This is a genomic window from Chromobacterium subtsugae (genome assembly GCF_001676875.1).
Lineage (GTDB): Bacteria > Pseudomonadota > Gammaproteobacteria > Burkholderiales > Chromobacteriaceae > Chromobacterium > Chromobacterium subtsugae.
In genome coordinates, this window is record NZ_JYKA01000001.1 from 409681 (window position 1) to 426595 (window position 16915).

The 16915-nt window shown below is 66.5% G+C and carries 16 protein-coding genes; 9 read left to right on the top strand and 7 right to left on the bottom strand.

Annotation, left to right across the window (positions count from 1 at the left end; translation table 11 throughout):
* The first annotated feature begins 5 nt into the window (after positions 1-5).
* Positions 6-824, top strand: a complete 819-nt coding sequence (locus MY55_RS01995; protein ID WP_065201881.1) for an AraC family transcriptional regulator — start codon at positions 6-8, stop codon at positions 822-824.
* On the opposite strand, the gene MY55_RS02000 is transcribed toward MY55_RS01995, so the two are convergent.
* Both MY55_RS02000 and MY55_RS02005 read right to left on the bottom strand, forming a co-directional pair.
* Positions 814-2229: a cryptochrome/photolyase family protein gene (locus MY55_RS02000; RefSeq protein ID WP_065201882.1), complete on the bottom strand. Its 1416-nt coding sequence runs from the start codon at positions 2227-2229 to the stop codon at positions 814-816. The two genes, MY55_RS01995 and MY55_RS02000, sit on opposite strands and share 11 nt — an antisense overlap.
* Entirely contained in the window at positions 2226-3167 is a 942-nt protein-coding gene (locus tag MY55_RS02005; RefSeq protein WP_047237571.1) for a LysR family transcriptional regulator, read from the bottom strand. Before MY55_RS02005 ends, MY55_RS02000 begins: the two co-directional genes overlap by 4 nt.
* 147 nt (positions 3168-3314) lie before the next feature.
* On the opposite strand from MY55_RS02005, the gene MY55_RS02010 reads away from it, so the two are divergent.
* Together MY55_RS02010 and MY55_RS02015 are read left to right on the top strand one after the other, a co-directional pair.
* The gene (locus MY55_RS02010; protein WP_065201883.1) at positions 3315-3785 is read left to right on the top strand and encodes a DMT family transporter; all 471 of its coding nucleotides are present in this window, start codon (positions 3315-3317) and stop codon (positions 3783-3785) included.
* Positions 3786-3788: 3 nt separating this feature from the next.
* Entirely contained in the window at positions 3789-4250 is a 462-nt protein-coding gene (locus MY55_RS02015; RefSeq protein WP_047243413.1) for a DMT family transporter, read from the top strand.
* A gap of 10 nt (positions 4251-4260) precedes the next feature.
* Here MY55_RS02015 and MY55_RS02020 read toward each other — a convergent pair whose 3' ends face one another.
* Positions 4261-4575: a YnfA family protein gene (locus tag MY55_RS02020; protein ID WP_230623453.1), complete on the bottom strand. Its 315-nt coding sequence runs from the start codon at positions 4573-4575 to the stop codon at positions 4261-4263.
* A 170-nt stretch (positions 4576-4745) separates the two neighbouring features.
* On the opposite strand from MY55_RS02020, the gene MY55_RS02025 reads away from it, so the two are divergent.
* The gene (locus MY55_RS02025; RefSeq protein WP_065201884.1) at positions 4746-5132 is read left to right on the top strand and encodes a VOC family protein; all 387 of its coding nucleotides are present in this window, start codon (positions 4746-4748) and stop codon (positions 5130-5132) included.
* Here the strand turns inward: MY55_RS02025 and MY55_RS02030 are convergent.
* The 3 genes from MY55_RS02030 to MY55_RS02040 all read right to left on the bottom strand — a co-directional run bounded on the left by MY55_RS02030 (position 5075) and on the right by MY55_RS02040 (position 7689).
* Positions 5075-5572: an Rrf2 family transcriptional regulator gene (locus tag MY55_RS02030; protein WP_080509483.1), complete on the bottom strand. Its 498-nt coding sequence runs from the start codon at positions 5570-5572 to the stop codon at positions 5075-5077. The genes MY55_RS02025 and MY55_RS02030 overlap by 58 nt on opposite strands.
* Positions 5573-5662: 90 nt before the next feature.
* Entirely contained in the window at positions 5663-6880 is a 1218-nt protein-coding gene (gene hmpA / locus MY55_RS02035; protein ID WP_043580735.1) for an NO-inducible flavohemoprotein, read from the bottom strand.
* 176 nt (positions 6881-7056) lie between these two features.
* Positions 7057-7689: a lytic polysaccharide monooxygenase auxiliary activity family 9 protein gene (locus MY55_RS02040; RefSeq protein WP_052258429.1), complete on the bottom strand. Its 633-nt coding sequence runs from the start codon at positions 7687-7689 to the stop codon at positions 7057-7059.
* A gap of 321 nt (positions 7690-8010) precedes the next feature.
* On the opposite strand from MY55_RS02040, the gene MY55_RS02045 reads away from it, so the two are divergent.
* The 3 genes from MY55_RS02045 to MY55_RS02055 all read left to right on the top strand — a co-directional run bounded on the left by MY55_RS02045 (position 8011) and on the right by MY55_RS02055 (position 11595).
* Positions 8011-10635 carry a glycoside hydrolase family 15 protein gene (locus tag MY55_RS02045; RefSeq protein ID WP_065201885.1) on the top strand — a complete coding sequence of 875 codons (2625 nt, stop codon included), beginning with the start codon at positions 8011-8013 and terminating at the stop codon, positions 10633-10635.
* The gene (locus MY55_RS02050) at positions 10632-10964 is read left to right on the top strand and encodes a hypothetical protein (protein ID WP_208856010.1); all 333 of its coding nucleotides are present in this window, start codon (positions 10632-10634) and stop codon (positions 10962-10964) included. Before MY55_RS02045 ends, MY55_RS02050 begins: the two co-directional genes overlap by 4 nt.
* A gap of 103 nt (positions 10965-11067) precedes the next feature.
* Complete coding sequence (locus MY55_RS02055; protein WP_065201886.1) at positions 11068-11595, top strand: GNAT family N-acetyltransferase; 528 nt, start codon at positions 11068-11070, stop codon at positions 11593-11595.
* Positions 11596-11647: 52 nt separating this feature from the next.
* On the opposite strand, the gene MY55_RS02060 is transcribed toward MY55_RS02055, so the two are convergent.
* The gene (locus MY55_RS02060) at positions 11648-13915 is read right to left on the bottom strand and encodes a nitric-oxide reductase large subunit (protein ID WP_065201887.1); all 2268 of its coding nucleotides are present in this window, start codon (positions 13913-13915) and stop codon (positions 11648-11650) included.
* Between the two features lie 27 nt (positions 13916-13942).
* On the opposite strand from MY55_RS02060, the gene MY55_RS23240 reads away from it, so the two are divergent.
* On the top strand, positions 13943-14308 hold the full coding sequence (locus MY55_RS23240) for a hypothetical protein (protein ID WP_146008360.1): 366 nt from the start codon (positions 13943-13945) through the stop codon (positions 14306-14308).
* A gap of 171 nt (positions 14309-14479) precedes the next feature.
* Complete coding sequence (locus tag MY55_RS02065; protein ID WP_208856011.1) at positions 14480-16915, top strand: hypothetical protein; 2436 nt, start codon at positions 14480-14482, stop codon at positions 16913-16915.

A 16915-nucleotide genomic window follows, 5' to 3' on the forward strand; every position in this document is an offset into this window, starting at 1 on the left:
ACAAGATGCTCCCCGACCAGGACGACTACTTCGCCAGCGACGCCGCGCTGCCGGAACCCGCGCCGCTGACCTTCCGCTACCACCGCTTCACGCCGAAAAGCGAATTCGCCCGCCACCGCCACCGCTGGGGCCAGCTCAGCCGCATCAATCTGGGCCTGGTGGAGCTGCTGCTGGACGACGGCAAGGTGGTGGCACCGGCGCAATACCTGCTGTGGACGCCGCCGGAAGTGCCACACGCCGCTTATGTGCGGCAAGCCATGCACTACATCTCGATCTACGTCAGCGGCGACATCGCCGCGCGGCTGCCGGCCCACACCTGCCTGATCGAACAGACGCCGCTGGTGCGCGCGCTGCTCGACGATTTCGCCCAGCGCCGCATCGTCTCTCCCGTCGATCCATGGGACATCCGCCAGGCCGAGCTGCTATGCCAGCGGCTGCTGGAATCGGGCCGCGAGGCCAGCTATCTGCCGGACAGCGGCCAGAAACTGCTGCGGCCGATACTGGACGCCATCCGCCACGACCCGAGCGACGCGACGCCGCTGAAAGCATGGGCGGAACGGGTGTTCAGCACCGAACGCACGCTGGCACGGCTGTTCCAGCGCGAGCTGGGCATGAGCTTCGGCCAGTGGCGCGGCCGGGCGCGGCTGCTGGAGGCGCTGTCGCGGCTGAAGCAGGGCGACAGCGTGCAGGACATCTCGGCGCGGCTGGGCTACGCCACGCCGTCGGCCTTCATCGCCATGTTCCAGAAACAGCTGGGCGCGTCGCCGGAACGCTATCGCCGGCAGCTGCTGGAAGGCGGCCAGTGGGACGAGCTCAGCGCTTGAACAAGGCCAGCGCCAGCTCGCGCTGCGCGGCGTGGTCGACGATGGGGTGCGGGTAGTCGCGCCCCAACTGGATGCCGGCGTCGCGCAGCTGCTCCGGCTTCGCCTGCCACGGCGCGTGGATCAGCTTGTCCGGCAGCCGCGCCAGCTCCGGCGCGTAGCGGCGGATGAAGCGGCCGTCGGGGTCGAACTTCTCGCTCTGGCTGACCGGGTTGAAAATGCGGAAATAAGGCTGGGCGTCGCAGCCGGTGCTGGCCGCCCACTGCCAGCCGCCGTTATTGGCCGCTAGGTCGAAGTCCAGCAGTTTCTCGGCGAAATAGCGCTCGCCCCAGCGCCAGTCTATCAACAGGTCTTTCACCAGAAAGCTGGCCGCCACCATGCGCAGCCGGTTATGCATGTAGCCGCTGCGGTTCAGCTGCCGCATCGCCGCGTCCACCAGCGGATAGCCGGTGCGCCCTTCCCGCCAGGCCGCGAACCAATCCGCATCATTGGGAAACGGCAGCGCGTCGTATTCCGGCTTGAACGCGTGGCCCACCACATCCGGCCGATGCCACAGCACCTGCTGGTAGAAATCGCGCCAGATCAGCTCGCTCAGCCAGGTCATCGCGCCCTCGCCGCCGTCATGCCAGGCATAGGCCGCCAGCCGGCGGATGGAGATGGTGCCGAAACGCAGGTGGACGCTGAGATAGGACACGCCCTTGACGCCGGGGAAGTCGCGCTGCGTCTTGTATCGGCCGATCCGGCTGGTGAAGTCGGCGAACAAGGCCTCCGCGCCGTCCGCGCCCGCCCGCACCGGCAGCGCGGACAGATCGCTGGGCAGAAAGCCGATGTCGGCCAGGCTCGGCATCGCCTCGGCCTGGCGCGGCAAGAGCGCGTCCAGATAGCGCCGCACCGGATAGGCCTGCAGATGAAACGGCGTCAGCGTTTTCAGCCAGGCGTTCTTGTACGGCGTGAACACCGAGAACGGCTTGCCGGCGCCGGTCAGCACCTCGTCGGTGTCGAAGATCGCCTGGTCCTTCGCCGCATGGAAAGCGATGCCGCGCTCGGACAAGCGCCGCGCCACCTCGGCGTCGCGTTCGCGCGCCGCCGGCTCGTAGTCGCGGTTGCAGAACACCGCGTCGGCGCCCAGTTGCGCCGCCAACTTCGGGATTTCGTCGGCCGGCAGGCCATGGCGCACCAGCAGATCGCCGCCCAGCGCGTTCAGCTCCGCCTTCAGCGCCGCCACGCTCTGGTGGATGAAATCGACGCGGCGGTCGTCGCGCGGCAGCGCGTCCAGAATCGCGGCGTCGAACACGAACACCGGCGCCGCCGCCTCGCTGAGCTTCAGCGCGTGGTAGAAGGCGGCGTGGTCGTCCAGCCGCAAGTCGCGGCGCAGCCACACCAGCGCCATCCGATAGCGTTTGCTCATATTGGGTCTCTTTCGGCGGATGGGGACGCGGTCAGGCCGGCATCCCACGGCGGCGCGTCGCCGCCCAGTTTTTCGTCCAGAAAATCGATGAAGGCGCGCGCCTTGGCCGGCAGGCCGCGCTGCGGATACACCGCGTGGACGGCGTGCGCGGGCAGCGGGTAAGCGCTCAGCACCTCCACCAGCCGGCCGGCCGCCAGGTCCGCGCCGACGATGAAAGTGGGCATTTCGCAAATGCCCAGTCCGGCCAGCAGCGCGTCGCGCCTGGCCTCGCTGTTGTTGACCTGGTAATTGCCGCGCGGCGGCACGCGGATTTCGCCGTCCGGCCCGCTGAAAACCCAGCTGGCGCCGCCGCGGTAATAGGAATAATGGATGCAGTTGTGCCCGACCAGCTCCGCCGGATGCGCCGGCGCGCCATGCGCGGCCAGATAGGCTGGCGACGCGCACACCACCACCCGGCACGGCGCCAGACGGCGCGCCACCATGCGGTTATCCGGCAAATTGCCGATGCGCACCGCCAGGTCGTAACCGCCCTCCACCAGGTCCACCATCCGGTCGTCCATCGCCAGATCCAGCTGGATGTCCGGGTAGCGGCGCAGGAATTCGGCCACCAGCGGCGACAGGTGCAGGCGGCCGAAAGCCATCGGCGCGGCGACGCGCAGCAAGCCTTGCGGCCGCCCCTGCAGGCCGGCGGCCGCCTCTTCCGCCTCATTCGCCAGCGCCAGGGCGGCGCGGGCGCGGTCGTAATAGCGCTCGCCGGCTTCGGTCAGGCTCAGGCTGCGGGTGGTGCGCTGCAGCAGGCGCACGTTCAGCCCGGCCTCCAGTTGCTGGACGCGCTTGCTGACCGCGGATTTGGTCAGCCCCAGCCGTTCGGCGGCGGCAGAGAAACTGCCGGCCTCGACCACGGCGACGAAGATCGGCATCGCGGTGAAATGCTCCATTCAATTGTCCACTTTTTATCCGAAATTAGTTTCCACAAATACGGATTATCAGTCAATGGGACACAATGTACAGTTCCGGCATCCCGCCTCTCCAACCGTCAAGCCAGCCGGCCGCGCGGCGCGCGGATTCAAAAAAAGGATTTCGCCATGCCCTCCCATCCCCTGCCCGCCCGGCCGCTCAGCGATTACGCGCTGGCCGCGCTGGCCTTGTCCGCCGGCGCGCTGCTGGCCCTGATGATCCACTGCAACAGCCGGCTGGCCGCCGCCAGCGATCCGTTGACCGCCTCCTGGATCGCCCACGCCGCAGGCGCCTTCGCCGCCTGGCTGCTATGGGCGGCCTGGCGGCGTCCCGGGCCTGCCGCCGGACCGGCGCCGCGCTGGGCGTATCTGGGCGGCGTGCCTGGCGCGCTGACGGTGGCGCTGGCCGCCATCGCCGTCAACAGCCCGCTGGGCCTGGCCGGCACGCTGGCTCTGGCCATGGTCGGGCAGGTGCTCTTCGGCCTGCTGGCGGACCATTTCGGCTGGCTCGGCATGCCGCGGCGCCGGCTGGGCCGCAGCGATGCGCTGGCGGCGCTGCTGGTGTTGGCCGGTTGCGCGATACTGATTTTCGGAGCCTGAGTCATGCTGATCGTCATCGCCGCCGCCATCGCCAACGGCCTGTGCATAGGCGGCAGCCGCGCCGTCAACGGCAAACTGGGCCAACATCGCGGCGCGCTGGCCGCGTCGTTCTGGAACCATCTGGGCGGCCTGCTGTTTCTCAGCCTGCTGCTGGCCGCGTCGGGGGCAATGCCGCGCCTGCCGGCGCACGCCCCCTGGCACGCCTGGTGCGGCGGCGTCATCGGCGCGCTGTTCGTCGCGCTCAACAGCTTCGCGCTGCCGCGGCTGGGCACGATGAAAACCGCGCTGCTGGTGATCGCCGGCCAGATGCTGGCTGGCGTGCTGATCGACCACCTGGCTGCGGGCGGCGGCAAATCCGCGCCTATCCAGCTGGCCGGCGCCGCATTGATCGCGCTGGGCCTGTTCGCGTCCCGGCGCGCCGCGGCTCAGGCTTCCCAACCGCCGACAGCGGCGCGGCAGGCCTGAAACCCGTCCATCAGCCGCGCGGCGCCAGCATGATCACCGCCATCCCGGCCAGCGCCAGCCCGCAGCCCAACGCGTCCCAGCGGTCCGGCCGGATGCCGTCCACCAGCCACAGCCAGCCCAGCGCCACCGTGATGTAAACCCCGCCGTAAGCCGCGTAGACGCGGCCGGCGGCGGCCGGGTGCAGCGTCAGCAACCAGGCGAACAGCGCCAGCGATGCCGCCGCCGGCGCCAACAGCCAAACCGGCTTGCCTTGGCGCAACACCAGCCAGGGCAGATAGCAGCCGACGATTTCCGCCAGCGCGGTCAAGGCGAACAAGCCGCCCATCCGCAATAAATTCGATATCAGTTCCACGCGCTCTTTCTTCTTTGCGCCGCCCTCCCGGCGGCCGGCCATTGTACCGTTTCGCTATCGGCGCGATTTGAAAAGGCAAATTCCCAGGCGGCGCCCGCCGGCCTAACATCCAGCTACGCATATGACATGCAAAGGAGCAAGCCATGACGCCATTCGCTATCAGAGGGATAGACCATATCGTGCTGCGGGTACGCGACCCGGAAGACTCGGCGCGGTTTTACCGCGAAGTGCTGGGCTGCGGGGTGGTGAAGCGGCAGGAAAGCCTGGGCCTGGTGCATCTGGACGCCGGCAGCGCGTTGATCGACCTGTTGAACGCCGAGGCGGCCGACGGCGGCACCGCCAATGTCGACCATTTCTGCCTGCGCGTCGAACCGTTCGACGAAATCGCCATCCTGGCGCATCTGGCCAGCCATGGCATCGAGGCGGAGCCGGCCAGGCAGCGCTTCGGCGCCGAAGGCCGCGGGCCGTCGGTCTATCTGCCCGATCCGGACGGCAATGTGATAGAGCTCAAAGGCCCGCCCTCTGCCTGAGCGCCGGACAAGCCGCGGTGCATGCGGATGATGGCCTCGCCGGTGGGGCTGGCGATGATGTCGCGCAGCGTGTAGCCGTCCAGCGTCTGGAAAAAGGCCTGCAGCGCTGCATCCAGCGCCCCTTTCAGCCGGCAACCGCCGAACAGCGCGCACGGCGGCTCGGCGCAGTCGATCAACTGCGACAAGCCTTCCAGCGTGCGCACCACCTCGCCCAGCCGGTAGTGCTCCGGCGGTTTCGCCAGCGCCAGGCCGCCGCCCTTGCCGCGGCTGGTCGCCAGCCAGCCCTGCTGCGCCATGAAGTGCACCACCTTAACCAGGTGGTTGCGCGAAATGACGAAGCGCTCGGCGATCTCCGGGATGGTGGCCAGTTGGCCGGGCTCCAGCCCGGTCAGGTACATCAGCACGCGCAGGCCGAGGTCGGTGAAACGGGTCAGTTGCATGATGAGTGCCGCATCGATGGTTTTCACAGGAATCAATGGCCGGCAGCATACCCCGGATCGGCGCTCCGCCTCAATCGGCCCGGGCCCGGCTCAGTCCGCCGACGGGTTGGAGCCGAACACCTCGTAATGGATGCGCGCCGGCGCCACGCCCTGCCGCAGCAGGCTGCCGCGCTGGACATCCATGAAGCCGAGCGGGCCGCACAGATAGTAATCGGCATCCGGCAGCAGCGCCAATTCGCGCAGCGCGTCCAGTTGTAGCCGCCCCGCCGCGTGGTAATCCACCCCGGCCAGATCCTGCGCCCGCGGCTGCTCGTAGCAGATGTGCAGCTTGAGCCGCGCATGGCGCTCCGCCAATTGGCGCAGCTTGTGCTTCATCGCATGCGCGCCGCCATGGCGCGCGGCGTGCAGGAAACGGATTTCGCGCTGGCCGCCCTGGCGCAGCAATTGGCCCAGCATCGCCAGCATCGGCGTCTGGCCGACGCCGGCGCTGATCAGCACCACCGGCCCGGCGCCGTCTTCGTTCAGGCAGAAATCGCCCTGCGGCGCGCTCAGTTCCAGCACGTCGCCCACCGCCACTTCGCGGTGCAGCAGATTGGACATCCGCCCGGCCGGCTTGCCCGGGCCGGCATCCTCGCGTTTGACGGAAATGCGCAGGTGCTCGCCGTTGGGCGCATCGGACAGGCTGTACTGGCGCGGCTGGCTCAGTCCCCATTCCGGCACGAAGCGCTTCACCGACACGTACTGGCCGGGCCGGAAGCCGGGCAAGGCGCCGCCGTCGCTCGGCTCCAGGTAGAACGAAGCGATTTCCTCGCTCTCCGCCTCCTTGCGCACCACCCGGAACGGCCGCCAGCCGCTCCAGCCGCCATCGGCGTTGACCGTGTCCCGGTACAAATCGTTTTCCAGCCCAGCCATCAACGCCGCCAACTGGCCATAGGCCTCGGCCCAAGCCTGGATCAGGTCGTCGCCGGCGGCATCGCCCAGCACTTCGCGAATGGAAGCCAGCAAATGCTTGCCGACGATAGGATAGTGCTCGGCGCGGATGCCCAGGCTGACATGCTTGTGCGCGACGCGGGTCAGCACCGGCAACAGCGGCGACGGATCATCGATATGCTGCGCGTAGGCCAGCACCGCCATCGCCAGCGCCTGCTGCTGCTGGCCGGAATGCTGATGACCCTGGTTGAACAGGTGTTTCAGCTCCGGATTGTGCTCGAACATGCGGCGGTAGAAATGGCTGGTCAACGCCACGCCGTGTTGTTGCAATACCGGCACGGTAGCCTTGACCAGGGCACGAGTGGATGCGCTCAGCATATTGACTCCTTTAAGATTTATATTAAATACATCTTTAATCGCCGGAAAAAGCCTCTCTGCGAGAGGCCTCCGATTTAAGATGTAAAAATAATACATCTTATTTTGATCCCTGTCAGCACCACCATCGCGATTTAGTGGCCGCTATAGGCTGCGGCCGGGTTTTCACTCGGCGCGGCTCAAGAGAAATCGAAGTCGATCACCTGATAGAAGGCGTTGCCGGTATCGGCCACCTCCCACACCGCCAGCACCACGTGATAGCCCTGCCGTTGCGGCATCCGCATCATGTGGATGGTCGGCTCCGGCGGCATCAGTTCGGCGCTGTGCTCCCAATAGGGCTGGGCGCTCATCTCCACCTTGTAGAAAGGCTCGGACTCGAACTGCGCGCGGCTCAACGGCTGGTTCGGATTCCAGTCCGCCTTGGTGATGAAGTAGTTCCAGCGCCGGGTCAGGTGGCGGGCGTGGTAGCTCCACTGAAACTCCATCTCCTGGCCGGACTTGGCCGGATGCTTGGCCCAGCGCTCGGCGCTTTGCTCGTCCAGCACCGCCGAGTGCGCCTGGCCGGCGCTGGCGATCTTGCCATCGGCCGGCGGCGCCGCGTTGGGGGTATCGGTCGGCGCCAGAGGATCCATCAGGCCGGCCACCGCCGCCGGGAAAAACTTGCCGCTTTCCAGGCCATTGACGTGCCAGCTTTGCAGCGGGCACTGCGCGTTGACGCCGTCCACGCAGAGCTGGCCGCGCGACTCCGGCTTGAACACCTGGCCATGTCTGGGTTGCATGCCGGCTTTCGATTCCATCTTGGTTTGGCTCATGAAAATCCCCTTGGTTAATGTCAGGAAATACAGCCGGCGCCGCCAAGCGGCGGCGAAGCGGCTGCCCGCAGCGTAGCCATTCCGCCACGACTGCTGGCTGGCCTTTTTGACTGGCGCGCCAGGGCCAAGCGGCTGCTGCTGACCGTTCTGCCGGCCCCGCTGCGCCATTCACGGCCGCTCTCACGCCAGCATCGCCAGTCATGCCTTTTAATTGGAACATGCCATTTGAGATTTATTTGATATATTTAGTAGTAAAACTACATTGACATCAGGCAAAACCTGTAGTCGAGGGCAGACAAAACTACAAATGGAGACTACCTCATGCGCCACCCCTTACCTGCGCGTCCCGCCCTGCTGGGCTTGTTGATCGCCAGCCTGTTCAGTCCTCTCGCCCATGCCGCCGAAGCCTTCGGCAGCCCCGGCGACACGCCGGTGCGCGGCCCCGCCGCCAAATCCTTTGTCGGCACCGCCGTCGGCAGTCCATCCAAGGTTTACTTCACCGGCTATCGCGGCGTGGTGTCCGAGGTGTACTACCCGGTGCTGGACACGCCGGAATCGGTGGACTTGCAGTTTCTGGTGGGCGACGCCGGCAAGACTTTCGTCGATGAGGAAAAGCGCCAGGCCTACTCCGCCGGGCAAACCGACGCCCGCACCATGAGCTGGATCGCCAGCACCGGCAATGGCGGCCACAACTGGCAGATCAGCAAGCGCATCTTCGCCGACCCCAATCACGACACGCTGATCCAGCGCGTGACCTTCACCGCGCTCAACGGCCACACCGTCGGCGACTTCAATCTCTACGTCCTGTTCAAGCCTTATCTCGACAACGCCGGCAGCGGCAACAGCGCGCAGACCGTGGCGGCCGCCGGCGGCTACGCGCTGGCAGCCAGCCACAACAGCCGCGCCTCCGCGCTGATGGCCAGCCAGCCGTGGAAAGTCGTCAACGGCCAGCCCATGCTGTCCAACGGCTTCGTCGGCCAGAGCGACGGCTGGACCGATCTGATAGGCAGCGGCGACAACAAGATGGACTGGACTTATAGCTCGGCCACCAACGGCAACGTCGCCCAAACCGGCTGGCTGGACCTGGGCGATCCCACCGCCACCAGCGTGTCCTTCGACGCGGCGCTGGGCTTCGGCGCCAGCCAGAGCGACGCCGTCAACAGCGCCGCCGCCTCGCTGGGCTCCGACCTCACCGCCGCCCAGCAACAGTACGACAAGGCCTGGCACGCCTACACCGCCGGCCTGTCCACCCAGGGCGGCCTGGCCGACGACCGCTACTACCAGGCGGCGATGACGCTGAAAACCATGCAGGACAAGAGCAACGGCGCGATGATCGCCGGCATCGGCACGCCGTGGGGCGAGACCCAGGGCGACGCCAACCAGGGCGGCTACCACCTGGTGTGGCCGCGCGACCTGTTCAAGTTCGCCAACGCCTTGACCACCGCCGGCGACACCGCCACCGCCACCACGGTGGTCAATTACCTGTTCAACACCCTGCAGCAGGCCAGCAACTGCGGCGCGGCCGAATACAACGCCGCCGGCTGCGCGGCCGGCTACAGCCGCGTCGGCCGCTTCCCGCAAAACGCCTGGATCAGCGGCTGGCCTTACTGGCAAGGCACCCAGATGGACGAGCAGGCGATGCCCATCCTGCTGGCCTGGCGGCTAGGGTCGGCCGTGTCCAATCCGCTATGGCCCAAAATCAAGCTGACCGCCGACTACATCGTCGCCACCGGCCCGTGGAGCTATCAGGAACGCTGGGAAGAGAATTCCGGCTATTCGCCGTCCACCCTCGCCGCCGAGATCGCCGGCCTGGTGGCCGCCGCCGACATCGCCCGCAACAATGGCGACGACGCCAGCGCCGGCCGCTATTTGTCCGCGGCGGACTATTGGCAGCAAAGCGTCGCCGCCTGGACCTACACCACCAGCGGCAGCTTCGGCAACGGCAGCTACTATCTCCGCATCAACCCGGCCGCGCGCGCCGGCAGCGGCGCCGACCGCGCCAGCTTCAACCCGTCCGCCGGGCCGGACACGCCGCAAACGCTGATGGTGAAAAACGGCGGCGGCAGCCACGACGCCCGCCGCGTGGTGGACGGCGGCTTCCTGGAGCTGGTGCGCATGGGCGTCAAGCGCGCCAACGACCCCACCATCGTCAACACCATCAATGTGTTCGACAGCGTGCTGGGACAGAATCTGGCGCTGCCCGGCGCGCCCGCCCTGCCGTATAACGCCTGGTTCCGCTACAACTTCGACGGCTACGGCGAACACAACGACGGCAGCGATTTCAACGGCACGGGCGCCGGCCGCCTGTGGCCGATCTTCACCGCCGAGCGCGGCATGTACGAGATCGCCCGCCAAGGCAGCGCTGCCGCCGGCCAGCCCTACTTCGCCACGCTGAAGCTGCTGGCCACGCCGGAAGGCATGCTGCCGGAACAAGTGTGGTCCAACAGCGCCATGTTGCCGGACGGCTGGGCGGTGAGCACGCCGGCCGGCTATCTGCCTGGCGCGCCGACCAAGTCGATGGCGCCGCTGAACTGGGCGATGGGCGAATACATCAGCCTGCTGGCCTCTATCCACGCCGGACGGGTGGTCGACATCCCGCAAGTGGTGTGCGCGCGCTACAACAACTGCCGCGCCGCGCCCAAGGCCGGCGAGGTGCCGGTTGACATCAACGTGACCGCCAGCACCCAATGGGGCCAGCAGATCTACGTCACCGGCAACGCGCGCGCTTTGGGCAACTGGAACACCGATCTGGGCATTCCGCTGGACGCGGCCGCTTACCCGGCTTGGCAAAACGGCGTCAACCTGCCGGCCGGCCAGCAGATCGCCTACAAGTACTACCGCAAGAACGCCGACGGCAGCGTGACTTGGGAAAGCCTGTCCGGCAACCGCAGCCTGCAGACGCCGGCCAGCGGCAGCCTCAGCCTGAACGACCAGGTGAGCTGGTGACCCCGCGCCGCGCCTGGACTGCCGCCCTGCTATTGACCGCGGCGGTGGCCGGCGGCGCGGTCTGGCGGCTATGGCCGGCGCAGGCGCCCTCGCCGCCGCCGGCTGTCGCCAAGCCGCCTGCCGCCATTTTGCCGACCCGGCCCATCGTCCATCAGGCCACGCCGGCCCAGCCCTGGCGGCCGCCCGCGCGCCCGGCCCTGCCGCCGGTGAAGAAAGGCGGCAACAGCTGGCGGCCGGAGGCGGCGCCGGTGGCGGCCAAGGTGGAAGTCCAGCGGGGCGCGCCGGACATGCCGGACGCGCAGCCTCTGCCCAGGCCGCCCGATCCTTGATCCCGCCGGCGCTGGCCCGCTCCGGCGGGCCTTTTTCTTGCTTGATCTGCGTCGTTCCCGCGACCGAACCCCATCGTCAAATCAAGACACAAGGAGAATCAAGATGCCGCACCGGGAAGTCTTCGCGCTCGACGCCGCGCAAACCGAAGCCTGGCTGCCGGAAATGGCCGAACTGCTGCACGCCTGCGTGCATGGCGGCGCCAGCATCCATTTCGTGCAGCCTTTCACTCTGGAGCAAGCCACCGCCTTCTGGCGCGACAGCACCCTGCCCGGCGTCGCCGGCGGCGGCCGCGTGCTGCTGGCCGCGCTGGTGGATGGAGAACTGGCCGGCAGCGCGCAGCTGGACTGCGGCACCCCGCCCAACCAGCCGCACCGCGCCGAGGTATGCAAGCTTTTGGTGCATCCGGACTACCGCCGCCAGGGCGTCGCCCGCGCCTTGATGGCAGAGCTGGAGGCGCAGGCGCGCCTGCGCAAGCGCAGCCTGCTGACGCTGGACACCGCCAGCGGCGACCATGCCGAACCGCTCTATCTGTCATTGGGCTATCAGGAGGCCGGACGGATTCCCGGCTACGCCTGGGACGGCCGCGGCGAAAAACTGCAGGCCACCACGCTGATGTACAAGACGCTGTAGACGCGAAAAAGCCGGGCAAGCCCGGCTTTTGCTGTTTGTAAAAGTCCTCCGCTCACACGCGTTGCTCGGCCAGCGCTTTCTTGCCGCCCCAGCCCAGCAGGCGCAGAGCGAAGCATCCCAGATACAGCACGCCCAGCGCGAACGCGATGTCGCCCGGCACCCGCAGCCACACCAGGTTCTGCATCAGCGCCGAGTGCACCACCTCCGGCGAACGCGCGTACCACAGGCCATGCTCGACGCTGGCCCAGGCCTGGTAGATGCCGGATGGCAGGATGGACAGAAACACCATCAGGAACAAGCCGATATTGAGCAGCCAGAACGCCGGCTTCAGCAGGCGGTTGTCCCATCGCTGCGCATCAGACACCCCGCGCAGGCAAAACAGCATCAGCCCTATGCCCAGCATGCCGTAGACGCCGAACAGCGCCGCGTGGCCGTGGGCCGGCGTCATGTTCAGGCCCTGCACGTAGTACAGCGAGATCGGCGGATTGATGGCGAAGCCCAGCAGGCCCGCGCCCACCGTGTTCCACCCCCCGACGGCGACGAAGCACAGGATCGCCCACTTGTAGCGCTCCACCCATGGCGCGGCGCCGGCCCGGCGGTAAGTCTGCCAGCCCTCGAAACCCACCAGAGCCAGCGGCACCACCTCGAACGCCGAGAATACCGCGCCGACGGAGATCACCGCGGTGGAAGCGCCGGTGAAATACAGGTGGTGCAGCGTGCCCAGGATGCCGCCGAACAGGAAAACCATGGTTTCCAGCACGATGGCGCGGTTGGCGCTGCTCATGCGGATCAGGCCCAGCCGCGCGAAGATCAGCGCCACCACCGCGGTGGCGAAAACCTCGAAGAAGCCCTCCACCCACAGGTGCACCAGCCACCAGCGCCAGTACTCGATCATCGAATAATGGGTGCGCTGGCCCCAGGCCAGCGAGGTGGCGTAAAACAGGCCGATGCAGGCCGCGGACAGCAGCAGCATCGCGATCAGGCTGCGGCCTTCGGTTTCCTTATCGCGCAGCGCAGGCAGCAGCGCGCGCGCCACCAGAAACAGCCAGAACAACAAGCCGACGAACAGCAGGATTTGCCACACCCGCCCCATGCTGGTGTAGGCCAGCCCCTGGTTGCCGATCCAGAAGCTGAAATCGGTGCCCAGACGCTGCAAGGTACCCACCCAGCCGGTGACGGTGGAACCGACGACGATGAAGACCAGAGCCCAGAACAGCGCGTCCACGCCCAGCTTCTGATGCTTGGGCTCATGGCCGGACAATAGCGGCGCGATGTAGAGGCCGGTGGCCAGCCAGGCGGTGGCGATCCACAGCACGCCGAACTGGGTGTGGATGGTGCGGCTCACCACCCAGGGCAGCACCTCGGCCAACGGGATGCCGAAGAAGCTGTGGCCTTCCACCGCGTAGTGAGCGGTGATGGCGCCCATGCCCACCTGGGTCAGCAACAGGCCGATCACCACATAAAAATACTTGCGGGTGGCGCGCATCGACGGCGTGGCCTTGAGCCGGCCCAGCGGGTCGGCATCCGGCACCTGCGCGGGCTCCTCGCCTTCGCCGGCGGCCATGTGGTACCACACCATCGCGGCGATGCCCGCCAGCATCAGGATCACGCTGGCGATCGACCACATGCCGTTGGCGGCGGTGGGCGCGTTGCCGACCAGCGGCTCATGCGGCCAGTTATTGGTGTAGGACACGCCAGCTTCGCCGGGACGGTCGGCGGCGGCGGACCAGGCGGACCAGAAGAAGAACGCCGATACCGCCACGCGGTCGTCGGCCGACGGCAGCGCGTCGGCAGTCATCGCGTACTGCTCGCGCAGCGTGTCGAAGGCCGGATCGGCGCTGTACAGGCCCTGGTAATGCCGGGCCGTTTCGCGCGCGGCGGCTGCGCGGGCCGCGCTTAGCGTCAGCGTGCCGCTGGCCGCGTCATAGCCGTTGGCGCGCATCTCGCGGCGCAGTTCGGCGTCCAGCATGCCTTGCCGGCCGATATCCAACTGCGCGTAAGCCATGCCGAAACGCTGCCGCGCCCAATCCTCCCGCAGCGCCAGCGCCTCGCGGTGCAGCCAGTCGGCCGACCAGTCCGGCGCCACATAGCTGCCATGTCCCCACACCGTGCCCAATTGCTGGCCGCCGGACGCCAGCCAGGCTTGCTGGCCGCGGCGGATCTGCTCGCCGGTGAACAAAGCCTTGCCGCCGGCATCCCGCACCATGGCGGGAATCGGCGGCGCAGCCTGGTAAATCTCCCTGCCCATGTAAAGCAGGGCCGAAAACGACAGCAGGCACACCAGTGCCAGCCATCCCCATAAACGCCGTGTCGATCGCATACGCTCCCCCTTTCGCAGGGCCGGGACATGAAATTAAAAATGCATGATACATACACCTTTAAAAGATGTATAGTTTGCACATTTTTAAATTTCAAATACCCCGCGCCAAGAGCAAACCGCCTTGCCGGCAGCCTGTCGGCTCAAGCCGCTTTGGCACTCGCATGCGCAACGCCGTGCGGACAAGTTCCCGACCGCGGCGGCCGCATCGAAGTCATTCGTACTTTAGGACAGGTCCAGCCATCGCAGACCAATCATGCATCACCCAAGCAGCAGGCCGGTGGTCAAGCCAGACGGCATGGCATCGAATACCTGAAAGAAAACTGCAAAAATCCTGCCATCTGCCAACCTATCGCCATCGCCGCCGCAGCCGCTTGGCGCCGCGGCAATTTCTGAATATCCGCCATCGCCGCCCGGATCGCCACCCGTAGCAATACGCATTGGCCAAGCGGCTCCGGACGCCGCCGCCTCGCCGCATCCCCCTGTGCTATATGCAAGAACAGGCCGGGAGCCATGCAAAAGGCATGTCCCGTTGTGACGATAAAAACAGGAACCAAGGTGATGGCCATGTCGACAAGATACCCCGCTCTGCTGCTAGTGCTGCTGAGCCTGGCCGGCTGCAAGGAGTCGCAGCCCAAGCCCGGCACCGTGCTGGATGAGGCCAAACAGGCCAAACGCACCGTGGAATCGTTCCCCGCCGCCGACGAGGACTATTTCCACGCGATGGACAGCGGCGTGAAGCTGGATGCCGACGAAGTGAAAGGCCGCAACACCTGGCTGGTCTGGACCGGCGGCAACGATAGGCTGTGGGACACCCTGGCCACCGTCAGCGTCGGCAACCTCGACCTGCTCAAGACCCTGTCCTCCCATCCCGGCCTCAAATTCGGCCGGGACAGCCGCTGGGACTACCTGGGCCTGGTCAACGAACCCTGTTTTGAAAAGGCCACCGGCCCCGACCCGCAGCGTTTCGGCCTGTGGCTGGACCACCGCAGCGCCAACTGCCCGAAGGACCCCTTCGAGAACGAGCAGAAATATCCCGGCGTGGCGCTGGGCGCCCGCGGCAAGAACCTGCCTGCCGGCTCTTACTACGGCTACGCCACCGGGGTGGTGGGACTGCGGCTTTTCCCCAACCCCGCCTTCGACGAAGCCGCGGCGAAAAAATGGGACCCCAAGCGCTATTACGAAGACCCCAGCTATTACAACGACAAGGACCTGATCCGGCCCTACCGGGTGGGGATGTCGTGCGCGTTCTGCCACGTCGGCCCCAATCCAGTGAATCCGCCGGCTAATCCGGAGCATCCGAAGTGGGAAAACCTCAGCTCCAATGTCGGCGCGCAGTACTTCTGGGTGGACCGGATCTTCTCCTGGCAGGCCGATCCCGGCAATTTCGCCTTCCAACTTTTCCATACCGCGCGTCCGGGCACGCTCGACACCTCGCTGATCTCGACCGACTCCATCAATAACCCGCGCACCATGAACGCCGTCTACGACCTGGTCCCGCGGCTGGAGCTGGCCAAGCGCTGGGGCAAGGAAACCCTGGCCGGCGGCGGCCTCGACAACAAACAGTTCAACGACTTCGTCAAGGATGGGCCGCTGACCCAGTTCTACAAAGCGCCAAACACCGTCTGGACGCCGCGCGTGCTGAAGGATGGCTCGGACTCGGTCGGGGCGCTTGGCGCATTGAACCGGGTGTATCTGAACATCGGCCTGTTCAGCGAAGAATGGCTATTGCACTTCCGTCCGCTGATCGGCGGCAAAACCATCACGCCGATAGAGATCAAGGTCGCCAACAAAAACTCGGTCTACTGGCAGGCCACGGAAAACCAGACGCCCGACATGGCCCTGTTCTTCCTGAAAAGCACCGACCCGCACAAGCTCAAGGACGCGCCCGGCGGCGAACAATACCTTAGCAAGGACGCCGCCCAGCTGACCCGCGGCAAGGTGGTGTTCGCCGAAAACTGCGCGCGCTGCCACTCCAGCAAGCTGCCGCCCGAAGTACCGGCGCTGGACCCGACCCAGGGTTGCGCCGGGCCCGACTACCTGAGCTGCTTCAACAAGTACTGGGAGTCGACCAAGACCGAGCGCTTCAAATCCGAGATGCGGAAAATCGTGCTGGCCGACGACTTCCTGAAAGACAACTACCTGTCCACCGAGCTGCGCGTGCCGGTGACGCTGCTGGAAACCAACGCCTGCAGCCCGCTGGCCCGCAATGCGCTGAAGGACAATATCTGGGACAACTTCTCGTCGCAAACCTACAAGGACCTGCCGTCGGTGGGCAGCATCACCGTCCACAACCCGTTCACCGGCCAGCCCTGGCAGTACAAGATGCCGGCCGGCGGACGCGGCTACACCCGGCCCGCCTCGCTGATCAGCGTCTGGTCGACCGCGCCCTTCCTGCTCAACAACACCGTGGGCAAGTTCAACCCCAGCCCCTCGGTGGCCGGACGCATGGACTCGTTCAACGACTCCATCCGCCAGATGCTGTGGCCGGAAACCCGGCAGAAGGATTCGGTGCTGGGCGACAAGGTGCCGGGCGTGATAGACCGCACCACCGCGCGCAGCTACCTGCGAGTGCCGATAGGCTATCTGCCTGACTCCCTGCAGGAACTGCAAGGCCCGCTGCAACGCTATCTGCCCTGGCTGTTCGGCGACGACTCGCTGGAAATCGGCCCGATCCCGGCCGGCACCCCGGTCAACCTGATCGCCAACCTGGAGCTGGTGCTGGAAAACCCCAGCCTGGGCGAGCGGCTGAAACACGACAAAAAGCTGGTATCGGTATTGCTCAAGCTGATCCACGACCTGAAGGCGCTGCCCAAGGACGCCAGCGACGAGGAAGCGCGCAAGGTATTCGCCAACCTGGCCCAGCCGCTGCTGGAGCTGAGCACCTGCCCCGACTTCGTCGTCAACCGCGGCCATTATTTCGGCACCCGCTACATGAAGGGCGAAGCCGGGCTGAGCGATAGCGACAAGCTGGCGCTGATCGAATTCCTGAAAACCTTCTGA

Bases quoted from the DNA above. Each gene is read 5' to 3' on its own strand.
- MY55_RS02045 (WP_065201885.1), top strand. From the start codon at position 8,011: ATGCGCCACCCCTTACCTGCGCGTCCCGCCCTGCTGGGCTTGTTGATC.
- MY55_RS02005 (WP_047237571.1), bottom strand. From the start codon at position 3,167: ATGGAGCATTTCACCGCGATGCCGATCTTCGTCGCCGTGGTCGAGGCC.
- MY55_RS23240 (WP_146008360.1), top strand. From the start codon at position 13,943: ATGAAATTAAAAATGCATGATACATACACCTTTAAAAGATGTATAGTT.
- hmpA (WP_043580735.1), bottom strand. From the start codon at position 6,880: ATGCTGAGCGCATCCACTCGTGCCCTGGTCAAGGCTACCGTGCCGGTA.
- MY55_RS02000 (WP_065201882.1), bottom strand. From the start codon at position 2,229: ATGAGCAAACGCTATCGGATGGCGCTGGTGTGGCTGCGCCGCGACTTG.
- MY55_RS02040 (WP_052258429.1), bottom strand. From the start codon at position 7,689: ATGAGCCAAACCAAGATGGAATCGAAAGCCGGCATGCAACCCAGACAT.
- MY55_RS02065 (WP_208856011.1), top strand. From the start codon at position 14,480: ATGTCGACAAGATACCCCGCTCTGCTGCTAGTGCTGCTGAGCCTGGCC.
- MY55_RS02060 (WP_065201887.1), bottom strand. From the start codon at position 13,915: ATGCGATCGACACGGCGTTTATGGGGATGGCTGGCACTGGTGTGCCTG.
- MY55_RS02015 (WP_047243413.1), top strand. From the start codon at position 3,789: ATGCTGATCGTCATCGCCGCCGCCATCGCCAACGGCCTGTGCATAGGC.
- MY55_RS02030 (WP_080509483.1), bottom strand. From the start codon at position 5,572: ATGCAACTGACCCGTTTCACCGACCTCGGCCTGCGCGTGCTGATGTAC.
- MY55_RS02020 (WP_230623453.1), bottom strand. From the start codon at position 4,575: ATGGGCGGCTTGTTCGCCTTGACCGCGCTGGCGGAAATCGTCGGCTGC.
- MY55_RS01995 (WP_065201881.1), top strand. From the start codon at position 6: ATGCTCCCCGACCAGGACGACTACTTCGCCAGCGACGCCGCGCTGCCG.
- MY55_RS02010 (WP_065201883.1), top strand. From the start codon at position 3,315: ATGCCCTCCCATCCCCTGCCCGCCCGGCCGCTCAGCGATTACGCGCTG.
- MY55_RS02025 (WP_065201884.1), top strand. From the start codon at position 4,746: ATGACGCCATTCGCTATCAGAGGGATAGACCATATCGTGCTGCGGGTA.
- MY55_RS02055 (WP_065201886.1), top strand. From the start codon at position 11,068: ATGCCGCACCGGGAAGTCTTCGCGCTCGACGCCGCGCAAACCGAAGCC.